Source organism: Novosphingobium sp. LASN5T, from assembly GCF_003856955.1.
GTDB lineage: Bacteria > Pseudomonadota > Alphaproteobacteria > Sphingomonadales > Sphingomonadaceae > Novosphingobium.
In genome coordinates this window covers 1-20490 of sequence record NZ_RQSI01000001.1, presented here as the reverse complement: position 1 = coordinate 20490, position 20490 = coordinate 1, and the positions used below count along the sequence as shown (strand labels likewise).

The window sequence follows — 20490 nt, the reverse complement described above, 5'->3', positions numbered from 1 at the left end:
GCACGTGCAGGCGCCGGATCAGGCGACGAGCGTCATCAGCGCCTGACGGTGCTGTGGCCCCGTGCTGGAGACGCGAAACGGCTGGAGCGGATCACCGGTGCGCAGCACGAATTGGGGGCGGCCCGTCTCGTGCCGCATCCGGAGCGCGACGGCATAGGCATGATCGAAGGACGCAAGTGCTGCGCGTTTGGACGAACAGGGTTGCATCGAGCAGAGGTCCGTCATGACTGGTGCTCCTCGGGCTGGTTGGGGTCCGCGAAGATGGGCAGTTCGGAGCAGGTGGGTTCGTCGCGGTCGAACAGGACCCAGGAGGCATCCCTGTCGAATGCCGAACTCAGGATCGCCCAGAACTCCTGGCTGATGTCGGGCGCCTCACCGCCGCACCCGACGACGCTGGTGTGGACGAAAAAGCCGTAGGCATAGGGCTCGATCACCAGATCGAGATGGCCGACCTCGACACGTCCGTCCGGCCCGCGTGGCGCGACGGCGATGAGGTGATCGATGTGACGACGCTCGGCGACAGGCAAATGAGCGGTCGAGCAGACAAAGAGTGTGGCATGGCGCATCAGGGATCTCCTTCGAGATGGTTTGGTTACGGCTGGAGCGACGGGCTCAGGCCGCTTGATCCAGCGAAAGCGAGATCGTCGTCCTGTCGCCGGAGATGGTCAGGCTGCGGTTGTCGGGAATGAGCCACTGAACGTGCTCGAAGACCGCGTCGCGCAATTGGGCGAGAAGCGCCTCGTCCTCACCCAGCAGCAACAGGTTGGCGAGATTTCGCGCTTCATGCTCGAACGCGAGCGATTGCGTATCCCAGCTATCGTGCCCGCAATCGTCAGAATAGCAGAACAAACTGGCGTGCATCAGGTCGGCAAGCGCGTGCGGCTGCACATTGGCCTTGCCGTCAAAGAGGATGGTCGCCTCGTCGAGCGTCCAGCAGGCATTGTTGCAGACCAGCATGTCCGTGGGCACGCGGTAGATGGTTGGTTCTGCCGGCGACGGGCCGCCGGACCGCAGAAGGATTTCGGCGGAGATATTCTCGACCGGTCCGGACTCAAATTCTTCGGGCAGGGCGATATCGTCGGCATAGCGATGAAGGACGCCATCGCGCTGCACGGTGAAACTGCAGGACAGGAGACGCGGCAATTCGTCATACCAGCGATAGTCCTCGAAATCGCGGTTCTCGTGAACCAGGGGACCACCGAGCGGTGTTTCGTTCGCAAGTGCGCGGGCAAGCGCTTGCTCGATGTCGGGTTCGTGGTCGGACATGATGATCATAGGGCCCGATCGAATGGCCGCGCCCTGGTATCGGTTGGACGTGTCGGCAATGTTCGGCGTCCAGGCATTGAGCCAGCGGTCGGCTTCGGGAAGAGCAATCCCAAGGTCGCGGGCACGCGCCCAGGCCTCGTAGGAGAGCCGATGAGATTTCTCGCGGCAGATGGCGCGGTAAAGCGCGATTTCGGCCGCTTCCCTGAGCCGGCACAGCGCGTCGTTCTCGACCATTTCCTTGCGCGCGGGGAGCACGAGCTGGAGCGCCGGCGCATCGACGATATCGACCCGCACTCGCCAGTTAAGAGGCTTTTCGATTTCGCTCAGGGCGGGAAGTCTGGAAGCGACCGTCACGCCGTGGAAATTGATCCGGGGGGTATGGACTGCCTCCATGGTACCGTCATGGAAGATGCCGATACGACAGCCTTCCCATTCCTCGATCTGGTCGGCGCCGGCCAGAAAGTCCTCGCGCGGAAGCTGCGCGCCCTCGAAATGAACGGGGAGCGGGAAATATTGGGCCGCGAGGCGCAGCGCCGACCCAAGCTGCTCATCCCAGGCGGGCGGCAGCATGATCTGGATCTCGGTGCCGTGCACGATCCCGCACGACTGGATCGCGAGCGGCACACCCCCTTCCCAGCCGTCAGCCGGGATATGGACCGCCCAACCCCGTCCCGCCGCCTTCGACCATGAGCGGACAACCACATCCCGGCCGGCGAGGCTGAATACCCCCATGCCGGCGGGATCCTCGCGCGTCCGAATATCCTCCTGCCAGCCCGAATCGCCGAGGCTCAGGAGGTTGGCCGGATCGTCGATCCCGGAGCCGTCATCGTAGATGGACAGTGCGGTGCCGGCTGGGAGATTGTAAACCGCGACATGGATCGCGCGGGCACCGGCGCGACGGCTATTCTGGAAAAGTTCGTTATGTTATTTGGAATTCGTGGCTTGGCGTGAGAAGCTAAGACCTACGAGTCACGCGTTTTCTTGAGGTTTTCTGGGCCTTTTGCCGCAGCTCGGCCGGGGTCGGACCGGACGGGGTACTCACATGACCGCTGTGAATATCCGATGGCAACTTTTTCCGCTTTCCTTCGGGCATCCCCAGGGGAAAGAGTGGCTCGATATTCAGCACATGCTCGGGTTGGCTTTCAATACCGTGGAGGCCTATGGCCGCGGTCTCGAGCAGTTCCTACGATGGTGCGAGGACAACGAGGTTGCGGCGATCTCTGCAACCCGGCCCGACATTGCCAACTACGTGGGTCATCTGCGGATGCTTCCCGGCGCCAGGATGTCGGTACAGGACGCAACGCAATCTACATCCGGCCTTTCCAGCGCCACGCTGCAACAGCGGCTTACAGCCATTCGTCTGTTCTTCGACTACCTCGTTGAAGAGGGCATCCGTACGAACAATCCGGTTGGACGTGGCCGGTTTGTCCCGAACAGGCCGTTCAGTTCAAAGCGCGACCGCGGTCTGATCCGGCGGCACAAGCGTTTACCGTGGATCCCTTCGGATGAAGAATGGCAGCGGTTTCTCCTGTGCGCCAAAGGTGAACCTATCCGTAATCGATGCATGCTGGCGATCGCATATGATGCCGCGCTGCGACGCGAGGAACTTTGCGCCATTGAGACGCGCGACATCGATCCGGCACATCGTCTGATCCTGATCCGGGGCGAAACCAGCAAGAGCAACAGAGACCGTATTGTTCCCTACTCGGAAACCGCCGGTGTTTTGTTTTCCGCCTATCTTGAGCATCGACGTCGGGTGGGCCGTGATCGCGGCAGGCTCTTCCTTTCTGAATCGCGTCGAAATTACGGAAAGCCCATCACGCTGTGGACCTGGTCAAAGGTGATCAGGCGCATCGCGGTCGCGGCCGACCTCGATAAGTTTTCGACCCACACATTGCGCCATCTTTGTCTGACCGATCTGGCTCGCGTAGGTTGGGACATACATGAGATCGCCCAGCTCGCCGGACACCGGAACCTCGCATCCACACAGCAGTATATCCACCTCTCTGGCAGGGATCTCTCCAGAAAACTGGCCGGCTCCATGGAGCAGATCCACGCATGGCGAACGCGCATGTTGGTCGAAAGCAGCCCGGAGCGCGGCCAATGAATCCGCAGACAATGGACGATCCCGAGCCCGCTACGCGGCATTGGCCGAATCCACTCGCAACGGCCGAATATGATCGATCGCCGAAGCTCACCGTGGGAGAGCGTTCAGCCATTCAAGCGTGGCTGAAAAAGCGCGTGCTGGGCCAATGGAGCCGCTTTGAATATCGCACGCAGGAGCGGGAGCAGCTCCTACGTCTGATGAAACCAATCGAAGACGCGCTCGCTATCATTGGATCGGAGGCGGCGGCCCCAAACGATGCAATGATGGTGCTCCTGAGAGAGTGCCTCTTGTTGAATCGTACATATTGGGGCTGGAAGGAACAGCATTGGGCAAAAGTGCTCGGCCGCACAACGCACGATTTCTTCGACAGAAATAAGAGGAAGGTAGCTACTGGCGTCCGTGTGGACATCGCAGCGATCGCCTATCTCCACAACTGGTTCACCAGCTATTCGACGTTGGCCTCAACACACAGGAAATCGTTGGCTAACCGAATTTTTGGTAGCGCGTCGGTGGCATCTGCGATCGAGCGGCTTACGACGCCTCTCGTCCGGTGGGGCTATCGTATCGATCCGAAATACATGAAGTTGTTCGTGTCATCGGTTCTGCTCGTGAATCGAAGCCCGCGCCTCGAAGATTTGAATCCGGAGATTCTGGAATTTTATCGCGCCGAGGGATCAAACGTGGAGCGGCGCTATTATTACGCGATTTCTAAAGTCTTGGCCAATCAAGGCATCCTTGAACAGCCGCTCGAGCGTGCGCCGCCGAGAACGAAACAAATAGAAAGCATACACATCGGTGTGGCAGACGAATGGTGCGGTTGGATTGAACGCTGGACGCAAACGACAACTATCGAAACCCGTCGAGGTCATCGAACCACACTCTATAAGGTTGGGCGCTGGCTGGCTGCCCATCATCCTGAGATCGTATCGCCCGCACAATGGACGCGCACAGTTGCGGCAGAATTCGTATCAGCGATGGCCAAATTGCGCGTCGGTCAATATGTGGCACCGGCAGCGCCGCACCCGCGGGCGGGTGAAGCGGTGAAAGCAAGCACGATCGCAGGCTTGATTTGCCAGGTCCGTGGCTTTTTCTATGATTGTCAGGAATGGGGTTGGATTGAACGCTCCTTCGATCCGGGCCGCAGTTTTGCGATACCGCAAAGTATCCGCGCTAAACTCGGCCCCAAGCCCCGAGTGATTGCCGATGATCTGTGGGCGCGTCTGCTTTGGGCCGGCCTCAATCTCGAGAAGTCCGATGTTCCTCGCGCTAACAGCAGCGGCCTGCTTTTCGACGTGGAATATATACGCGCGATAGCGGTCGTGTGGCTGTTCGCAGCGCTGAGAAACAACGAAATCCGTCGGTTGCGGCTTGGTTGCATCCGCTGGCAGCCCATGGATTCCGGCAAGGGCCCGCCGATCTGTTTGTTGGACGTTCCCGATCACAAAACCGGAAATTGCTATACCAAGCCTGTTGACCCGGCTGTCGGCGAGGCGATTGAAGCATGGCAGGCCATACGTCCGGTCCAACCGGCATACCCTGATCCTAAAACTGGCGACCTTGTCCAATTCCTGTTCCAATTTCGAGCCATCCCGATGGCCAACGGCTTCATAAATGTCCGACTGATTCCAATTCTATGTAGAAAGGCCGGCATCCCCGATCATGATGTTCGGGGCAAACTCACCAGTCATCGCGCACGGGCCACCATTGCCAGCCAGCTGTTCAACAGTGAAGAACCGATGACGCTCTCGGAACTTCAGGAGTGGCTTGGCCATAGGTCGCCGCATTCGACGCAGCATTACGTGAAGATCACGCCGACGAAGCTGGCCAAGGCGTATACCGACGCAGGGTATTTCGAGCGCAACGCTCGCGTGGTCAAAGTTTTGATCGACCGCGATCAAATGAAAAATCCGCAGGAGGGTGTCCCCTGGCTTCACTATGATCTCGGACATGGTTGGTGCAGCTTCGAGTTCTTCGACAGGTGCCCGCATCGGATGGCATGCGCGCGATGCGACTTCTACATTCCAAAAGCATCGTCGCGAGGACAGCTCCTGGAAGCAAAGGACAACGTCGATCACTTCCTGAAGGCAATCCCTGTCACTGCCGAAGAGCAACAAGCCGCCGATGGCGATCGCATTGCTATCGATCGTTTGCGGGCGCGTCTCGATGATGAACCTACCCCGTCCGGTCCGACCCCGGCCGAGCTGCGGCAAAAGGCCCAGAAAACCTCAAGAAAACGCGTGACTCGTAATTCCACATAACTGAAGCACGTCGCCGAGCGTGCCGTTGAACAGGCGCGAGACCTTGGTGATGAGCGACTGGCCGACCTCGGGCCGGATGATGGCGGGAAAGGACATGGGATGCGACTCCTGTCTGGCGGAGACCAATTCCCCGCCACATGAGCCCTCATCCCCCTCCCCTTTGGATCACGGCGGGATGGAACGGATCGGTCCAGTCGATGTGGTCGATGATCCAGTCGGGAACGAAATCCCAGTCGAAGCAGAGTGGATAATCGTTCTGGACCTCGCGCCAGGCAGCCTCGACGGCATCGGCCCAGCCAATCACCGTTAGTCGCAGCGCCGCGGTTCCTAGCGCATCGAACGACTTGCCGATCGCGGGAGCCAAGCCGATCGCATCGGGATCGGTGATCGGCCTGGTGCGTAAGGTCAGAACTGCCTCCCAGAGGCAGGCGGCGGTCTCGAGACTGGCTTGGGAATATTGAGCCATGACGGGTCCTTTCAATGTCAGGCGGCGCGCAGGTCGCAGCCCTGGTAGAGTCCGAGATCGGCTGCCATCAGCGTGTCGATGCCGGGCGCGAACCGGTCGAAGGCTGCGTTCAGATCGGCGACGGCGACGCGGTAGCTGGCCTCGCCGGGATCGAAGTCCAGGGCGAGCATCAGGGGGGGCAACCGAGCGGTCATCTCGGGAAAGACGGTGTGGATGATGAGCGCCTCGATTCGCCGCGCGACCAGGTTGAGCCGCGCGGCAAGGCCCAGGGGCGTGGCCAACTCACGTTCATACCAGGTAGCGGGCGCTACGACGTCGGCGATGCGGGTCGAGGGCACCCGGCCATTGCCGATCTGGGCCTGGATGACGACGCAGCGCGGGCGCCGCCGGGCCGCGACCTCGGTGAGCGGCACGAGGGCGCGATAGTGGTAGGTCGAGGCGGTGCCCGGGGTGCGGGACCGAGAGACGATGACGTCCATTGGTTGTTCCTTTGATGGTGGAGGCTTGGGGCTGCGCGTTCGGCAGCAGGGAGATCGCCGAGCGAAATTCGCCCGACGCCCCTTCAAAAAAAGTCCTCCCCTCCGGCTCGTTAGCGGGACCGTTCGGACTTCACGGCGAGGAGGTCTGCGAACCGGGCCTGGACCGCGGCAGCGTCAGGGAAATGGTCAGGAAGGCCGTGATGGGCCAGGATCGGCGCGCGGGCCTTCGCGATCAGCGAGGCCTCGGCCATGCTCGGCATGCGGGGTGGCCAGCCCTTCACATAGCGCAACTGCGGGGGCATGGCCGCTTCGAGCGCCCTGCGTTCCTGGGCTCGCAGTTTGGCACGCGCGACCTCGTGAAGACGTGCGGCCGACAGCCATCGAGGCGAAACATCGGCGAGCCATCGTTGAGGCTGAAAGGAGAAGGTCGAGTCCGCCTCGATCGCCACCAGATGGCGGTAGAGATCGAAGTTGCCAGGGGCGGCAGCGGAGGCAGCTAGGTCGTGCGCCGATGCAAGCACGCAGAAAGCACAGGACAGCCGGGTTGTCCGGTATTGGACATAGGCTTCGTGCAACGGCAGCCCGTGGCGCTTATGAATGCCGAACACATCGTTGGCACTCCAGTCGACGGCCGGATGCCAGCTGAGCATGCGCGTGCCGGCGGCGTTGCCCGGCTTTGCGAAGCGTTCGTCGGCACGGGAGACCGGCGTGGCACGACGGCTCGGGCTTTCATCGCGGCGCAGGCCGATGACCGAAACGATGGTTTCGCCCCGATAGCGGCGTGCGAGGTCAGGGCCGATCACCTGGACTTTCAGCTCGGACGTGCAGAAGCGCAGCGATGCCGAGGACCAGGGTCCGATGAGATTGTAGGTTTCGAGCGCCTCGTAGCGGCGCTTGCCCGACAGGAAGCGTTGCTCCCAGCGGCTCACCATGTCGCCTGCCGATCGGCTGACCACCAGCAAGGGCAGCCCAAGCCTGTCGGCGATTGCTGCGACCATCGCCGGGGTCGAGCGCCATTCCGCCCGGCCGAGGTCAGCGTGAATCGCGATCCGGCGATCACGCGGATGGCCCAGGGCGTTGAGCAGCGCGAGTCCGGCATGGGCCGAGGCGGTGGAATCCTTGCCGCCCGAGAGATTGAAGGCGAACCAGGCTCCGCGCCGCGCGGCGGCTATGACCCTATCGTCGATCGCAGGCAAAGGATCATCAGGCGCGGCAAGCAAGCCGCGCGCAAGAGCTGCGCCCATGCGGTGTCTCCTCACGGTGGATCGGCGCGACTGCGCGCCAGTCAGTGTCCGGCAGGCAACCTGTTGTCGTAGAGGGGCTCCGTGCCGGGCTCCCAGTCGCCGGGCATCCAGATCCGGCCGTTATAGCTGATTCGCCCCACAGGCGTTTCGGCCACCAACAGCAGCGCCTCGGGGTACATGCTGGCGCCCAGACCCAATCGGTCGCGGCGCTCGCAATAGAGGTCGGAGGCTTCCTTCCAGCTCGCTGCGGCAAGCTCGGCATAGCCTTTTTGGGCGATGCGAAAGGGTTTGCGCGAAGCACCCCGTTGCCGGATCCCGCCGAGGACCCGGGCGACATGTCCGGCATAGACGGCAACGGTAGCCCAGTAGGCAGCGACAAACACCTTGCGGCTCTCCCAGCTCGATCGCGAACGGTGGCGCGCGTCGGCGGCAAGGTCGAGCAGCAGCACTGCGAGCAAGGTGCGGGTATCGGCTGGCATAGCCTGGAGGAGGCGTGCGGCGGGAAGGCCGAGGACCGGATTGCGAACCTCGGCCCTGGAGGAGCGGCAGGTCATCGCAGGGGCCCTCACCACTCGAAGGTCTCAAGACCGTCGATGCAATCCGCGTCGCGGTCGAGAAGAAGCCAGCGGCAGCCCTGCGCGCGCGCGAATTCGATGGCGGCCCAAAGCTCGTTTGGGACCATCTCCCGTTCCAGGCCGTCGAGCGGATCGGTGAGGACGAACCAGCCATAGCCGGCCTCGGCGACACCAAGCGGGCGCGATTCCGGGACCATCGGCGCCCATTGGTCGAGAAGGTCGGCGGTGGCGGGACGGATATGGCTGGTGCTGATCACGAGATGGCGACCGACGCGTAATGCCTTCGGCGAGCCGATCGGCGGCGCGTCGACCGAGATGCGCTCGGTCCAGAGATATTCTTCTTCGTGCGCGTCGAAGTAGATCGACCCTGCGTCTTCATCAGGGAGCGTCGCGGGATCGCGCGTGTCGCGTATCTCCGACCACCATTCTCGGCAGAATGAGGCGACCTCTGCCATTAACGCCTCGCGGGTGAAGGCGGCATAGAGATCGCCTCCATGACGATGGTCGATGAACGCGACGTGGATATCCGCCGACCAGGGAACTACGTGGTTTTCCACGAGCCGTTCGGCCTGTGCCAATTCGTCGCACAGGATATGTCCTGCCGGGTTTGCGTCGGCGATCGCAGTGCGAGCGCGGGCCAGCAGGCGCGCAAAATCGTGCCTTGTCGTCTGGGTCATGATTCTTTCCTTGGGATGTGTCGAGTGCGCGGCGGGGCGTCCGACCGGAGCGTGTCATCAGCGCCGGTCGAGCGCCCGGCTGATGGCGACGAGCGCGTCGGCGATATGCTGCTCGACCTCGTGCGTGGTGATGCCGAGGCGCGCCGCGATCGCGGTAAAATCTTCGTCGCCTAGTAGATCGGCCATGAAAACCTGGCGGGTGATCTCTGGCAGTGCGGTAAACGCGCTGGCGTATCGGTCGATCTGCGCGGCACCGGCTTCGTCCAGACCGGCTGCATCAACGCGCACCCATGCCCGCACCCAATAGCCGTCGCCATCACGCTGGACCGTTTGCTCGTCGGGGTCGATGCGCAACATATGGGCAGTAGCCCAGCGTTCGCGGGCGGCAGCCACGATGGGGTAAACGGCCGTGTCCGGCGCAAGGAAAGCGTCGATCCGCGCGGCAAGCTCGTAGCTCGTCCGACGCCGGTCGCGTCGCAGGCTGAAGCGGGGATGGTCGTTGAAGAAATCGAGCGCCTCGACAAGGAGGGCGCGGGCGTCATGGTCGGGCATGGTGGGGTTCTCCGTTGCGCCGATCCCTGACCGGCACCCATCCCTGCCCCCTTCCCTCCGGCTGGATACGCGTGCGTCAGGCTGTGTGGGCGAGCAGCGGGAGCGCCGTCACGTCTCCGGCGGGCGTGGCGCGATCGAGAATGGAATAAGGCAGGCTAGGTACCGCCGGCGGCGCGATCCGCGCCGAATTGGTGAGTGGGAACAGATAGAAATGGTTTGGTCCGTTCCGGAAGCCGTCATGTTACGGCCGTTAACGGGCGACAGCATGTCGGAAGCGCAACCCGGCTGTTCCGACGATATTATCGTCATCAGCGTGCGGAAATCACGGATGAAGGGACGTTAGATCAGTCGCGACGAAGGAGCCGGCCTTCCTCCAGCACGACATCATCGAGACGAATGGAAATCGGCTTATCCATATTCGGGTGCACCTCGCCTTGATCGGTCGTGATGAAGGCGTCGTGCGTGACTGCATCCGCCGGGATTGGTCCATAATATGCGAGAAGCGCGTGATTGAATGCGCTGGGTGGTAGCTCAAGGGCCATGCCGAGAAGGGGCGTCCGGCGATGGCAAATGATCTCGCCCAATGCCGCAATAAACCGTTCTGGATTCCTGAGCGGATAAATATGACCTTCACGGAACGGCATTTGGTTCTCCTTCGTCGGCGCTTTATCATTTAAGCGGTCGGAAAATCATAATAGTCGCGCATTGCGCCGCCAGACGGATCACGTCCTTTATATCATTACGGTCAAGCGGCATGAGCCAATAACGGCAGTACGGTGACGTCACCCCCGGTCGCCGCGCGATCGAGCACGGGGTAAGGCAGGCTTGGCACCTTGCGGGCGGCGATCCGGGCGGCGTTCGTCAAAGGAAATAAATAGGTGTGGTTGCCCGGGTGCTTCCGGCGGCGCAGAAAACCGACACGTTCAAGATCGGCGAGCCAGTGGGCGGCATCTTCGCCCGAACGACGGGCCCGAGCACCGGCGGCCACCAGCTGTTCGGCTGCATAGCGCTGACCGCATTCGTCGTTGCGGATCTTGGAGATCGCCCGGCTCGAAATCGGCTGGCCGTTGGGCAGTATGAGATCGATGCGCGCTGACGAGCGTCCGGTATAGCGGCTGCCCATCACGCAATAGAGCGTGCCGACATGGCCGGGCATGAACACCTGACCTTGTTCGTCGGTGCGACGGATCGGATCGGCATAGGAGATGACCGACACGATCTCCGGTTTCTCGCGACGCAGCAGTTTGAAGGCGCGCGAGAGCATCCAGGTTTCGGCGTTACCGCCTGTGTCATCGAGCAGCACGAGGCGCCCGAGGTCGCAGGCGCTGCGCGGATCGGGGAGACCTGCTGATTTCGGGACGCTGGCATTGTTGACCGGGTGGGCGAAGACGCAAACGCCGACCAGGTCGGATTGCCCACCGGCGCCGTTTCGGAAGAGACCGACCGACAGGCGCGTGACAGGCATCGAGGCGGCATAGTGATGCTGGCGTACGAAAGGTGCTGCCTGTTTGACGGTATCGATTATATCGACGGCGAAGCGCCGGGGATCGATCTCGGTGGCGCCGGGCACCCAGCGGCAGCGCCGATCGCGCCAGCGTTGGCTTCTGGTGATGATCATGAGCGGCAACTCCGGTTGCGGTCGCGACTCCTCCCGCTGCGTCGCGATCGGCGGCGGGAGTAAGCCGGGCTGCCTATTGCGCGATCACGCGACGCGTGAGATCGGGGATGCGCGCATTGTCGTAGGGGCTGGAGACCGACATCTCGATCGCGTCGCGTTGGGCGCGATACCAGTCGGTCGCTTCGACCGTATAGGTCTCGGTCGCGTAGGGTTCGCCACCGCTGGAGAATTCAACGGTGACGGTGAAGGTCTGCATTTCGACCTGGGCGGATGCGTGCATGATCGGATCCTTTCGATATGAAAAGGGCGGCTCCGACCTGGGTCGAAGCCGCCTCGGGGTGGACGGGTGTTGAAGGTTGGCCCGTTGGGCCGGACTCGATGGTCAGGCGCCTGCGGCGCTGCGCCATCGGGCGGCGGCTTCATCAGCGGTCAGCTGGCCATGGCTCTCGGTGCAGAAGCGCTGGAATTCGGCTTCCCAGGCAAGGGACGTGGTTTCCAGCGCCTGGATCACTTCCCACAGGAAAGCCGTGGCCGAGCCAGCCTCGGCGACCGGGACCCAGAGGGCGAGATTGTTGCTGTCCGCGCCGCATCGCTCGCAGGTTTGGCTGTCATAGGTCGCGAGCAGCGACCATTGCTGGGTGGTCTCGTCCCAGATGGCGTTCGCGTCCCGGCAGATGTCCGCGCTGCCGCAATGACGACAGCGCGGCATGAGCGGAGCCGCTGTTGGCGTGACCGGTTTCGTCCCGTTCGCCAGCGGCGGATTATCACCTTCGGCGAAACCGGGAGGTAACGCCAGCGAGGGGGCCGCATAGGCGCTATCCACACCGGGCCAGATACCAGTCAGGTAAGTGGCGCCGCTATTTTCATAGTCCTCCTTCTGGCCTTCCCAGTCGTTGTCCTGGACGGCGAGCCGGCAGGCATCTTCGGCGGTTGCCGCCTGATAGGTCCGGTGCCGGAAAATCGGCAGCCGGTAGGTGCTTTCGATCGTGAAGCTCGGCACGGCGTCCTCCTCAGTTCGCCTTGGCAAAGAGCTTGCGCGCCTTGCCCTCGATCTCGAGCCGCGTGTCCTGGTTGGACTTCGCGCGTGCATGCGCGGTGATGCCCTGGACAAAATCGAACAGGCTGGCGGGCGGATGGCCTTCTTCGGCGATCACCGACTGGATGATCTTCGCGGTGTCCGCCTTGGAGAAGCCGTTCTTGCGCAGGAAGGAGTCGCGATCCTCGTCGGACCGTGCGACGATACGGCCGCGTGCCGTCTTGATGCCTTCGATGAAGCTCATGGCCGAGGAGTCGGCGAAGGTCTCGAGTGCGGGCGCTGCTTCATGGGCGAAGCGGTTGGCAGCGAATTTCGAGTGGCGGATGGAGATCTCCTCGAAATTTTCGACGCCCCAAAGATTACGATTCATGCAAACCGCGCGCAGATAAAAAGTCGCAATTCCCAATGTCTTGGAGCCGACTTCTGAGTTCCAGCAATAAAATCCGCGAAAGAAGAGATCGGGATCGCCATTCGGCAATTTCCCTGCCTCGATCGGATGCGTGTCGTCGACGAGGAACAGGAAAACGTCGCGATCCGACGCATAGAGGGTCGTCGTCTCGTGCGTGACGTCGACATAGGGGTTATAGCGCATCGAGCGCCAGTCGAGCACGCCCGGAACCTTCCAGCGCGTATCGGAAACGCCGTTGCCCGCGATCTTCATGACAGCCGCGACCAGCTCATGGTCCCAGATCCGGCCGTAATCGGGTCCGGTAACTGCCCGCAATTCAGCGCGACCCTCATGGGTCTTGAGAAGCTTCACCTGCTCGCCGCGATGGCTAAGGAGGCCATGCTGGAGATTGATGCCGGCGAGCGCGGCGGGAAGGTTGCGCAGATAGGAGGCGGGAGCGCCCACGAGGCTCGACAATTGACCGAACGACCAGTTGGTGGGGGCGATCGGCTCGGCTTCGCCGGGAACGATGAGGCTGAGGCGCTCGGCATTGTCCATGCTCGCCTCGACGCGGACGTCGCGGCTTTCGACGATGCGTGTGCGCGCACGGTCAGCGCGGCGTCGAACGCTCTCATAGAGATCGTCGAGGGACAGGAATTTCTCGTCGTCGGGACGCGAATACCATTCGGACGAGACCCGTCCGATATTGCGACCGCGGGATATGTCGACCTTGTAGGCGCCCGAGACCTGGGGCGCGTCGATATGCTGGGCAAGCGTTGCCATGGGACATCTCCTGGTTGGAACGGCCCGATCCGTTTCGAACCGGCCAACCCTTCCCCACCCCCTTCCCTCCCATCCCGGCGCGTGGCGCCTCGGTTCAGGGCTAGCGTGCGATACTGTCCCGGTAGATGTCGGCCGCCCATTGCTCGACCCAGAGCGTCGTCACGTCCTCGTGGCCGATGTCGCCGTCCTCGACGAGAGAACGGATTTCAGCGCGCGCCTGAGCAATTGCCTGCTCCCAGGGGTCGGCCGGGGTTGGATCCGACTGTGGCAGGAATAATTCGGACTGGCGGAGCACCGGAGCCCCGCGAAGGCGCGCGAACTGGCTGGCCGTCCATGCCTGCATGTGCTGCGCCACAAGGGTGTCGGTCTTCGGGATCCCTTGCGCGAAGGCATCGTGCCTTGCGGCCTGGCCATAAGCCTGGCTGTCGATCGAGGCGATCCGATGCTCGATCCCTTTCAGATGGGAGAGAGCGGTGCCCTTGATTCCGAAGCCATGCAACATGACCCCCTTCGGCAGAATTCGGTCAAGATGATCGAAGACAGCGATCAGCCCCTCCGGACCCGAGGCATGGCGGCGGCACATGCTGCCCACGCCGATCAGGGGCGTACGACCATAGTCGAGTGCGAGGCCGTCGAGGCAGCGCTCATAATCCTCGGGCCGCCGCCCCTGGATCACCGGCATCAAGCGGTGCTCGATGCCGAGATCGCGCGCGCCCGACCGGCAATCGAAATTGGCGCGGATCGTGCGCGATATCCGATCGAGCACTTCCTCGCGGTCGCAGGCGATTTCGGGCTCGACACAATAGTCCATGCTGGCGAACCAGTGGAATGGATAACTCGCCGCGAGCGTGAGATAGTCGCCGGTCGACCAGGGGAAACCACCATAGCGTGCCATGGCGACAAACCCGGCGGAATCAAGTGAGAGGCTGGCCAGTCCGCGAGCATTGTCGAGTTGTCCGAGGTTCCAGCCCTGCCATTCCGGCCAACCTTTGCGCCGGCTCCAGCGCGAGAGCGCGTTGGCCGAAATCAGCGTTGGCACCCGCATGTCGACGGCGCGCTTGAGGATTGTACCATTGCCCAGGTGTGGAAGGCCGACGATGATGTCGATCGTCATGGGGCACCTCGCTATCCGATCGACCAGCAGCACCAGCGTTCGGCGGCCTGGCGTGGGGTGAACAGGTCGAAGGCGTTGGCGCAAAAGGACTGGAACGCCGCATTGAGGGCAAGGCCGGGATTGCCGAGCCTTTCGATGACCTCCCACATGAAGCGATCCGCCGGGTCGGTCACGCCTCCCGGTTCGCTGTCGCGGCAGTGGGCAAGAAAGTCGGCGAAGGTGGCCAGATCGTCCTGCGTGCCGATATAGCGCAGGAGAAGGCCGATTTGTGTGGCCTCGCTCCAACCTTCGCTGTCGGCAAATTGATGGAATAGAGTGTCGGGCATCTTTCGCTTTCAAGATAATGGAGGAGACAAAACGTGGGCTTGTGCTCAGTCGAACAGCGGCAGGCTCGACTGACGGTCACAGACTGCACGGCCGCAGATGCCGAGGGGGCATGGGCCATATTTGCCCTCGCGGTCTGCGAGGAGGTCGCGAGCGGCATGAAGTTCGACGAACGGGCCGCTGTGGCCGCTGGGGCGCCGGCAGCCAGCGCCTGCGGGCGCGTGGCAATCCGGGCATGGGACAAGCAATACGGGATCGACGTCCCAGCATTTGCCGCAGCCTGGCTTGTTGCAGACCGCCGGTCCCTTGACGATGAAGGCCATGGCTCAGGCGGCGTCCCGGCGCAGCCACTCATAGAGCAGATGTGAATCGGGATCATATTCCGAGCCGTTCGAAATCCGCACGAGCTTCCCGTCGCAGGCGAAGGCGGAGGCGCGCGGAAAGCTCAGATAGGAGCGGCCCTCGAGAATGAGATCTCCTGAGCGAACCTGTGTGATTGCTCTCGTCGTTCCGAGCGAACGGTGTCCGGCTGGCGCATCGACGAGCTTCAGGCTGTCACCGGCTCTGACCTGCTTCTTGAACGCGGCAAGGGAGACTTTGGCTTCGACGGGATTCTTTGCTCCCCGACGCGCGGCCAATGCTGCCCAATAGGCCTGCCCGACCCGTGCCTCGCAGTAGAAGGAGCAGGTGTGGTAATCCTGGAGCAGGTTGGAGCGCGTATAGCCGAAGCGCTCCATCTGGTCGCGCACCGCGATAAAAAAGTCGTTCTGCGCGTCACGCCCGGTAAGGTCCGCTGGCGTGTCGAGTATCTCGGCAATGATCTTGCGGCCGCCTGCGAATTTTTCGGTCTTGATCGCGAAGCGCGTGTCGGGAAATTTGGTCTTGAGATGACCGTCGATGCGCGCGGCGAGCGTCGAGAGATTGTCGCCGGTTCGATAGAGGTCGCCCTCATAATGGAAGTTGCCCCGCTCATCGAACGGGGTCTGGCTGTACAGGCGCGTGGACGCGCCCGGCGTCGAAACGTCGATCATGGTTTTTCTCCGTGTTGAAGCTGTGGCGGCCGGTGCTGCGGCCGGCTGTTGTCAGGCCTCAGGGGCCCCTATGGTAATTCCATCGCGATGAAGGCGCGGGCGCGCTTCACGGCGACCTCATCGATCTGGCCCGCGACCTCGGGCGTGGTGGCCGCCAGGCGATCGATCGCGCCAAGCAGGTTTGAGAGCAGATGAAGCGCTGTTGGAGATGCCGTTGAACTATCCCAGCCCGGCGGCGGTCCGGCGTGGCAATAGCCATGATCGAGCGACCCGTAGCGCCTGACGATCGCGAGCGCCTGGTCGGCTGTTTCGCAATCGTCGAGCGCGAAGCGACACGTCATTTCATCGACTGTGATGCCGGCGTAGAAGAGCGCCGCGGACACGCCATTTGCGAGTGTGCACCGCATCGGGCGGTTCGCTTCACGGTGGATATAGGCGATGTTGCCCAGTCGATCGGTTGCACGAATTCGAACGGCGTCACGACGCGGTGCGGCGTTGGTCGTTCGAGGATTGTCGTCAGAGGCGAGCATTTCCGACCGGGCGTCGATCCATGCGCAATAGCCAAGACGGTATCGTCGTTAGCGACCTCGGTTTTCCAGTCGTCGATGGGATGGTCGGGATCGTCTTCCCAATGATCACGGTGGGTCATGAAATGCCTCCCTCAAGCGCCTTTGAAAGCGCTTCCCGCGTGAATTCCATTTCGATCCGGTCCGGGAAAACCGCGCACCACCCTCCGCCGAAACTGTCGAGATAGGGTTTGGTACAGGTGAAGCTCCAGTCGAACCCGACCGGGGCAATCGCCAGCGACGATTGGCAGCAACGCTGGATCACCCCGGCGATCGGCCAGGGCTGAAAATCGATCGTGCTGTAGATGGTAACCGTGCAGGTCTTCGGATCTTCGATGGAATTCGCGACCCGAATGTCGGCGCCGAAGTCGGGAAAGTTCGCGTCATCGAAGATGGCGGTAAACCCGCTCAGCGGTTTATCGCCAATGGTCGGCGGAAAGACTGCCTTCAATTCGTCACTGATGGGGTCGGGCTTAAAATCCCCCATGAGATCGGCGGCAAGCTGCCATGCTTCTTCGATCAGCGCGACTTCAGCGATCGAGCAGGTGAAGGCGAATGAGCCCTGGATGAAGTGGTCGGCCATGGGGCCTCCATGAACATAGTGGGCAGCCCAATTGCCGCGCCACCCACATCCACCCTCCTCCCCTCCCTTTGACTTGAGCACCGAATGAAGGCACGAGTTCGTTTACGCTTGCGCAAGAGCGTCTGGTTCAAGACCTGTGTTTCCAGCAAGAAGAAGGATGTTACATGGCCGAAGCCGAAGATTCGGGCGTCATGTCTTTGACCGTGACGTTACTCAGCGCCTATTTCGCGAACAACACGGTGCCGAGTGGCGAATTGCCGGCGCTCGTGGAGGGGACACGGCGGGCCCTCCTGGGCGGCGCGCCTGTTGCGATACCAGCCGCCGCTCCTGCGACTGAAGATGTTGCGCAGGAGACGCCCGTGGCGGCGCCCGAAACGTCAGCGGCTGCACCGACGACGCCGGTGCCCGTGCCGGAATATAAGCCGATGGTCTCCATTGAGGAAAGCCTGGCCTCGGCCGATCACATATTGAGCCTGATTGATGGCAAGCCCTACAAGGCCCTGAAACGACATCTGTCAGCGCACGGGCTGACCCCTGCGGAATATCGCGGCCGTTATGGCCTTCCGGCGGACTATCCGTTGGTTGCGCGCGGATATTCGGCGGCCCGGAGGGAAGTCGCACTGAAGCTGGGCCTCGGCGGCAAACGTAAAAACTCTCCTTCGCCTGTTGCCGAGAAAGTGTCTTCACCCCCAGTTACCGAGGCGACCGAGCCTGTTGTTTCTGAGACACCCCCGGCAAAGGCCGCGCCGGCACGTCGCCCGCGAACCAAGACGGTGGAGGCCGAACCGAAGCCTGCGGCCAAGAAGCCTAAGCGTAAGGCCTCTCCAGCGCCTGTAGCCGCGGGCGAGCCTGCCTCCCTGGTTGCCGAGGCAACAGAGTCTTCCGTTGCCGACACGCTCCCAGCAGAGACCGCTCAGGAGCGTCACCCGCCGGTCAAGGCTGCAGAGGCGGCACCGAAGCCCGCGACAGAAAAGCCTAAGCGCAAGGTCTCCACGGGCTCTACGGTCAAGGCGCCTGTCGTGAGCGCGGATGCGGCACCAAAGCCGAAGCGTATTCGGGCGAAAAAGACGGACGCTGAAGCGGCTCCAGCGGCTGAGCCCACGCCGGAAACCCCGCTCGCGGCAAGTTGATCGATGCGGTCCGGGCGCGCAGAGTTCCCGGACCGCCTTTCAAGTGTCGATCAGACTTCAGATGGGTCAGGTCCGCGTCATCGCCAGGATCGCCTCGATGACCTCGTTCGACCGGTCGAGTGGAATGAACAGCCGGGTCTTGTACTGAATGACCTCGCTGAACACGCCGTGCGCCTTAAGCCGTTCGCGATCCTCCGGCCGGTAATTGCGGATTTCGAGCCGACGTGACCCGTTGACGAGCGCGGTTGCCATTGTCGCGCCACCCAGGCCTGGGATTGCGATACCCGTGCCTTTCTGGGCGGCGGCGCCAAGTTCGGCAGCGGTTAGCGCGATCGTGCCGTCGAGACCAAACGCTGATTGCAGATCCGCCATCGCCGCCGCAGGGATGAGCCGCCCGAGGATCGAAGTTCCCTGACCATCGTCGATCCGCCAGACGCGGACATCATCTTGTGGAAGTCGGTGCCATACCGGCAGGAGAAGCCCGGTCGCGACGTTGACGGTTTCGATATCGACCTTGGCTTCCGCCTCGTTCGCTTCGGCTTCCCAGAGTTGCTGAAATTTGTCGCGGTCGATCTCTTTCCAGAGGCTGGCCCACATCGCGATTTCCTGCATGCGGGTTCCACCGGTCGGACGAACAAGCTGGCACATGGACACGATGCGCCCTTCCTCGTCCGTGATCGACCAGGACGGCACCTTGAGAGCGACGCGCTTGGACCGGCTGTTCCAGAGATAAGCGATTTCGCTCGTGCCGTCCCAGATCTGCATCAGCCGCTTCCAATGCATGACGCGCGGGCGCAGATGAAGCTCGAGCCGCAGCAACCTGGTTTCGGCCCCGGTCACCGGATCGGTGCGCAGCGTCTGCTCGGATCGGGTGATGATCTGTTCGGCGCGGATGGTCTCGACCCCGACGTCGAATGTGCCGGCCTCGCGCGCCGCATCAATGCGCGCCTGGATCAGGCCCATATATTCATCGAAGATCGCGTTCTGGGTCGCGATCCTGAGCGCGAGGATACGGTTGAGCCAGCGCTGGATCGGCGGCAGTTTCTCCAGAAGTGTGCCGTCCTCGTCGGTGAGCTTGAGGCCGGTCATGCCCTGGAAGCGCTCCATGTTCACGCTCGAGAGCTTGTTGCCATGGAGAAGATGATACCATTGAGTGAGGGCTTCTCGCGCGTAGTCGCTTTCCAGATTATCCGCAGGATCGAACAGGTTCTGGCCACCCGTCTGGCGCTGCCCGCGTGTCAGCGCGCCCAGACTGTCGAGACGGCGCGCGATGGTCGAGATGAAGCGTCGCTCGCCCTTGCAGTCGGTCGTCACCGGCCGGAACACGGGCGGCATGCTCTGATTGGTGCGATGGGTGCGCCCCAGACCCTGGATCGCGACATCGGCCCGCCAGCCCGGTTCCAGCAGGAAATGGACGCGGCGCTTGTCGGCCGTCCTGCAGGTCAGGTCAGCATGATAGGAACGACCGGTGCCACCGGCGTCGGAGAAGACAAGAATGGGTTTCAGCCCGTCCATGAATGCCTGGGTCTCGGAGAGATTGGCGCGTGCGCCGCGCCGTTCAAGCTTCTGGGAACCGTCGCTGCCGATGACGATGCGACGCGATCGGCCGGTCACCTCGGCGACTTGGCTCGTACCGAAATGCGCGAGCAGCGCGTCCAGAGCAGCCGGAACCGGCGGCATGGCGCAGAGTTCCTCGATCAGCGCATCGCGCGTGGCCAAGGCTTCGGCGCATTCGACCATATTGCCCGCTTCATCACGCATCGGCTCTGATCGGAGCGAACCGTCGCTGGTGGCGAAGACATGCATCTGCTGTGTCGGGAAGGCGTTCTTGAGGTAGTCGATCATGGTCGCTCGGGGCGAGAGTTCCAGATCGAGATGAGCGCGTTCTTGCGGAGAGATTTCAGCCAGCCGCCTGTCGAGGATAGCCTCGGCGGTGCTGACAAGTTGAACAACCGCGACGTTGCCGGCCGAGAGTTCGGTTTCGATCGCCTTGAAGACCGTCGGCATCTTCATCGAGATCAGCAATGCCGACCAGAAGCGCTGCTTGGAGCTTTCGAACCGGCTCAGCGCAGATCCCTTAGCCATTGCGTTCAGGGTTCGGCCCGAGGCGCGATCAACGATATTGGCGGCTTTCAATGCGGCGTCGACATTGCGATGAATCACGGCTTATCGCGAGGTCGCGGTAATGCGCAGGAACGCGGCGTAGCCACCGAATTCCCGTGATAGTGGGCGCAGTTGCTGCGCATTTTATTGGTTGCGAACCTCGGCGGTCCCTGGACCAGCTGAGGAGGCA

Annotated in this window: 24 protein-coding genes; 3 read left to right on the top strand and 21 right to left on the bottom strand. The window is 62.3% G+C overall.

Annotated elements, in window-relative coordinates; all coding sequences use genetic code 11:
- Positions 1-18 precede the first annotated feature (18 nt).
- The 3 genes from EH199_RS00115 to EH199_RS00105 are packed head-to-tail and all read right to left on the bottom strand — an operon-like array spanning position 19 to position 1998.
- A complete protein-coding gene (locus EH199_RS00115; RefSeq protein WP_223806386.1) occupies positions 19-225 on the bottom strand; it encodes a hypothetical protein in 207 nt (68 codons plus the stop codon).
- Entirely contained in the window at positions 222-566 is a 345-nt protein-coding gene (locus EH199_RS00110) for a hypothetical protein (protein ID WP_070156519.1), read from the bottom strand. Before EH199_RS00110 ends, EH199_RS00115 begins: the two co-directional genes overlap by 4 nt.
- 46 nt (positions 567-612) lie before the next feature.
- Entirely contained in the window at positions 613-1998 is a 1386-nt protein-coding gene (locus tag EH199_RS00105; RefSeq protein WP_070156518.1) for a hypothetical protein, read from the bottom strand.
- 310 nt (positions 1999-2308) lie between these two features.
- On the opposite strand from EH199_RS00105, the gene EH199_RS00100 reads away from it, so the two are divergent.
- On the top strand, positions 2309-3373 hold the full coding sequence (locus EH199_RS00100) for a tyrosine-type recombinase/integrase (protein ID WP_070156517.1): 1065 nt from the start codon (positions 2309-2311) through the stop codon (positions 3371-3373).
- Between the two features lie 11 nt (positions 3374-3384).
- The gene (locus EH199_RS00095) at positions 3385-5631 is read left to right on the top strand and encodes a tyrosine-type recombinase/integrase (RefSeq protein ID WP_190287031.1); all 2247 of its coding nucleotides are present in this window, start codon (positions 3385-3387) and stop codon (positions 5629-5631) included.
- Here EH199_RS00095 and EH199_RS24905 read toward each other — a convergent pair.
- From EH199_RS24905 to EH199_RS00015, 17 genes are all read right to left on the bottom strand, one after another.
- On the bottom strand, positions 5599-5727 hold the full coding sequence (locus EH199_RS24905; RefSeq protein WP_255420425.1) for a hypothetical protein: 129 nt from the start codon (positions 5725-5727) through the stop codon (positions 5599-5601). The two genes, EH199_RS00095 and EH199_RS24905, sit on opposite strands and share 33 nt — an antisense overlap.
- A 49-nt stretch (positions 5728-5776) precedes the next feature.
- Positions 5777-6097 (bottom strand): hypothetical protein, encoded by a 321-nt coding sequence (locus tag EH199_RS00090; protein ID WP_070156516.1) that lies wholly within the window; start codon positions 6095-6097, stop codon positions 5777-5779.
- 17 nt (positions 6098-6114) lie between these two features.
- Positions 6115-6576, bottom strand: coding sequence for a hypothetical protein (locus EH199_RS00085; protein WP_070156515.1), 462 nt, complete (start codon positions 6574-6576; stop codon positions 6115-6117).
- Positions 6577-6686: 110 nt separating this feature from the next.
- Positions 6687-7820: a phosphoadenosine phosphosulfate reductase family protein gene (locus EH199_RS00080; RefSeq protein ID WP_070156514.1), complete on the bottom strand. Its 1134-nt coding sequence runs from the start codon at positions 7818-7820 to the stop codon at positions 6687-6689.
- A 41-nt stretch (positions 7821-7861) separates the two neighbouring features.
- Positions 7862-8374, bottom strand: a complete 513-nt coding sequence (locus tag EH199_RS00075) for a hypothetical protein (RefSeq protein ID WP_223806385.1) — start codon at positions 8372-8374, stop codon at positions 7862-7864.
- A gap of 11 nt (positions 8375-8385) precedes the next feature.
- The gene (locus EH199_RS00070) at positions 8386-9072 is read right to left on the bottom strand and encodes a hypothetical protein (RefSeq protein WP_070156513.1); all 687 of its coding nucleotides are present in this window, start codon (positions 9070-9072) and stop codon (positions 8386-8388) included.
- Between the two features lie 57 nt (positions 9073-9129).
- Positions 9130-9624, bottom strand: a complete 495-nt coding sequence (locus EH199_RS00065) for a hypothetical protein (protein WP_070156512.1) — start codon at positions 9622-9624, stop codon at positions 9130-9132.
- 344 nt (positions 9625-9968) lie between these two features.
- Positions 9969-10268 (bottom strand): hypothetical protein, encoded by a 300-nt coding sequence (locus EH199_RS00060; RefSeq protein ID WP_070156510.1) that lies wholly within the window; start codon positions 10266-10268, stop codon positions 9969-9971.
- 101 nt (positions 10269-10369) lie between these two features.
- Complete coding sequence (locus EH199_RS00055; protein WP_070156509.1) at positions 10370-11242, bottom strand: hypothetical protein; 873 nt, start codon at positions 11240-11242, stop codon at positions 10370-10372.
- 73 nt (positions 11243-11315) lie between these two features.
- Complete coding sequence (locus EH199_RS00050) at positions 11316-11522, bottom strand: hypothetical protein (RefSeq protein ID WP_066044522.1); 207 nt, start codon at positions 11520-11522, stop codon at positions 11316-11318.
- A gap of 102 nt (positions 11523-11624) precedes the next feature.
- Complete coding sequence (locus tag EH199_RS00045; RefSeq protein WP_070156508.1) at positions 11625-12242, bottom strand: hypothetical protein; 618 nt, start codon at positions 12240-12242, stop codon at positions 11625-11627.
- Positions 12243-12252: 10 nt separating this feature from the next.
- Positions 12253-13449 carry a DUF932 domain-containing protein gene (locus EH199_RS00040; RefSeq protein WP_070156507.1) on the bottom strand — a complete coding sequence of 399 codons (1197 nt, stop codon included), beginning with the start codon at positions 13447-13449 and terminating at the stop codon, positions 12253-12255.
- Between the two features lie 100 nt (positions 13450-13549).
- Entirely contained in the window at positions 13550-14563 is a 1014-nt protein-coding gene (locus EH199_RS00035) for a hypothetical protein (RefSeq protein WP_070156506.1), read from the bottom strand.
- Positions 14564-14574: 11 nt separating this feature from the next.
- Positions 14575-14889, bottom strand: coding sequence for a hypothetical protein (locus tag EH199_RS00030; protein WP_070156505.1), 315 nt, complete (start codon positions 14887-14889; stop codon positions 14575-14577).
- 324 nt (positions 14890-15213) lie between these two features.
- Positions 15214-15918, bottom strand: a complete 705-nt coding sequence (locus tag EH199_RS00025) for a hypothetical protein (RefSeq protein ID WP_070156503.1) — start codon at positions 15916-15918, stop codon at positions 15214-15216.
- A gap of 68 nt (positions 15919-15986) precedes the next feature.
- On the bottom strand, positions 15987-16448 hold the full coding sequence (locus tag EH199_RS00020) for a hypothetical protein (RefSeq protein WP_070156502.1): 462 nt from the start codon (positions 16446-16448) through the stop codon (positions 15987-15989).
- A gap of 115 nt (positions 16449-16563) precedes the next feature.
- Positions 16564-17067: a hypothetical protein gene (locus EH199_RS00015; protein WP_070156501.1), complete on the bottom strand. Its 504-nt coding sequence runs from the start codon at positions 17065-17067 to the stop codon at positions 16564-16566.
- 164 nt (positions 17068-17231) lie between these two features.
- Between EH199_RS00015 and EH199_RS00010 the strand changes: the two genes are divergently transcribed.
- Complete coding sequence (locus EH199_RS00010) at positions 17232-18197, top strand: MucR family transcriptional regulator (protein ID WP_070156500.1); 966 nt, start codon at positions 17232-17234, stop codon at positions 18195-18197.
- Positions 18198-18263: 66 nt separating this feature from the next.
- Here EH199_RS00010 and EH199_RS00005 read toward each other — a convergent pair whose 3' ends face one another.
- Positions 18264-20282, bottom strand: coding sequence for a strawberry notch C-terminal domain-containing protein (locus EH199_RS00005; RefSeq protein WP_370449636.1), 2019 nt, complete (start codon positions 20280-20282; stop codon positions 18264-18266).
- Positions 20283-20490: the final 208 nt, after the last annotated feature.

Excerpts from the sequence above, each read along its gene's own strand:
- EH199_RS00115 (WP_223806386.1), bottom strand. The coding sequence starts at position 225 with ATGACGGACCTCTGCTCGATGCAACCCTGTTCGTCCAAACGCGCAGCA.
- EH199_RS00110 (WP_070156519.1), bottom strand. The coding sequence starts at position 566 with ATGCGCCATGCCACACTCTTTGTCTGCTCGACCGCTCATTTGCCTGTC.
- EH199_RS00105 (WP_070156518.1), bottom strand. The coding sequence starts at position 1,998 with ATGGGGGTATTCAGCCTCGCCGGCCGGGATGTGGTTGTCCGCTCATGG.
- EH199_RS00100 (WP_070156517.1), top strand. The coding sequence starts at position 2,309 with ATGACCGCTGTGAATATCCGATGGCAACTTTTTCCGCTTTCCTTCGGG.
- EH199_RS00095 (WP_190287031.1), top strand. The coding sequence starts at position 3,385 with ATGGACGATCCCGAGCCCGCTACGCGGCATTGGCCGAATCCACTCGCA.
- EH199_RS24905 (WP_255420425.1), bottom strand. The coding sequence starts at position 5,727 with ATGTCCTTTCCCGCCATCATCCGGCCCGAGGTCGGCCAGTCGCTCATC.
- EH199_RS00090 (WP_070156516.1), bottom strand. The coding sequence starts at position 6,097 with ATGGCTCAATATTCCCAAGCCAGTCTCGAGACCGCCGCCTGCCTCTGG.
- EH199_RS00085 (WP_070156515.1), bottom strand. The coding sequence starts at position 6,576 with ATGGACGTCATCGTCTCTCGGTCCCGCACCCCGGGCACCGCCTCGACC.
- EH199_RS00080 (WP_070156514.1), bottom strand. The coding sequence starts at position 7,820 with ATGGGCGCAGCTCTTGCGCGCGGCTTGCTTGCCGCGCCTGATGATCCT.
- EH199_RS00075 (WP_223806385.1), bottom strand. The coding sequence starts at position 8,374 with ATGACCTGCCGCTCCTCCAGGGCCGAGGTTCGCAATCCGGTCCTCGGC.
- EH199_RS00070 (WP_070156513.1), bottom strand. The coding sequence starts at position 9,072 with ATGACCCAGACGACAAGGCACGATTTTGCGCGCCTGCTGGCCCGCGCT.
- EH199_RS00065 (WP_070156512.1), bottom strand. The coding sequence starts at position 9,624 with ATGCCCGACCATGACGCCCGCGCCCTCCTTGTCGAGGCGCTCGATTTC.
- EH199_RS00060 (WP_070156510.1), bottom strand. The coding sequence starts at position 10,268 with ATGCCGTTCCGTGAAGGTCATATTTATCCGCTCAGGAATCCAGAACGG.
- EH199_RS00055 (WP_070156509.1), bottom strand. The coding sequence starts at position 11,242 with ATGATCATCACCAGAAGCCAACGCTGGCGCGATCGGCGCTGCCGCTGG.
- EH199_RS00050 (WP_066044522.1), bottom strand. The coding sequence starts at position 11,522 with ATGCACGCATCCGCCCAGGTCGAAATGCAGACCTTCACCGTCACCGTT.
- EH199_RS00040 (WP_070156507.1), bottom strand. The coding sequence starts at position 13,449 with ATGGCAACGCTTGCCCAGCATATCGACGCGCCCCAGGTCTCGGGCGCC.
- EH199_RS00035 (WP_070156506.1), bottom strand. The coding sequence starts at position 14,563 with ATGACGATCGACATCATCGTCGGCCTTCCACACCTGGGCAATGGTACA.
- EH199_RS00030 (WP_070156505.1), bottom strand. The coding sequence starts at position 14,889 with ATGCCCGACACTCTATTCCATCAATTTGCCGACAGCGAAGGTTGGAGC.
- EH199_RS00025 (WP_070156503.1), bottom strand. The coding sequence starts at position 15,918 with ATGATCGACGTTTCGACGCCGGGCGCGTCCACGCGCCTGTACAGCCAG.
- EH199_RS00020 (WP_070156502.1), bottom strand. The coding sequence starts at position 16,448 with ATGCTCGCCTCTGACGACAATCCTCGAACGACCAACGCCGCACCGCGT.
- EH199_RS00015 (WP_070156501.1), bottom strand. The coding sequence starts at position 17,067 with ATGGCCGACCACTTCATCCAGGGCTCATTCGCCTTCACCTGCTCGATC.
- EH199_RS00010 (WP_070156500.1), top strand. The coding sequence starts at position 17,232 with ATGGCCGAAGCCGAAGATTCGGGCGTCATGTCTTTGACCGTGACGTTA.
- EH199_RS00005 (WP_370449636.1), bottom strand. The coding sequence starts at position 20,282 with ATGGCTAAGGGATCTGCGCTGAGCCGGTTCGAAAGCTCCAAGCAGCGC.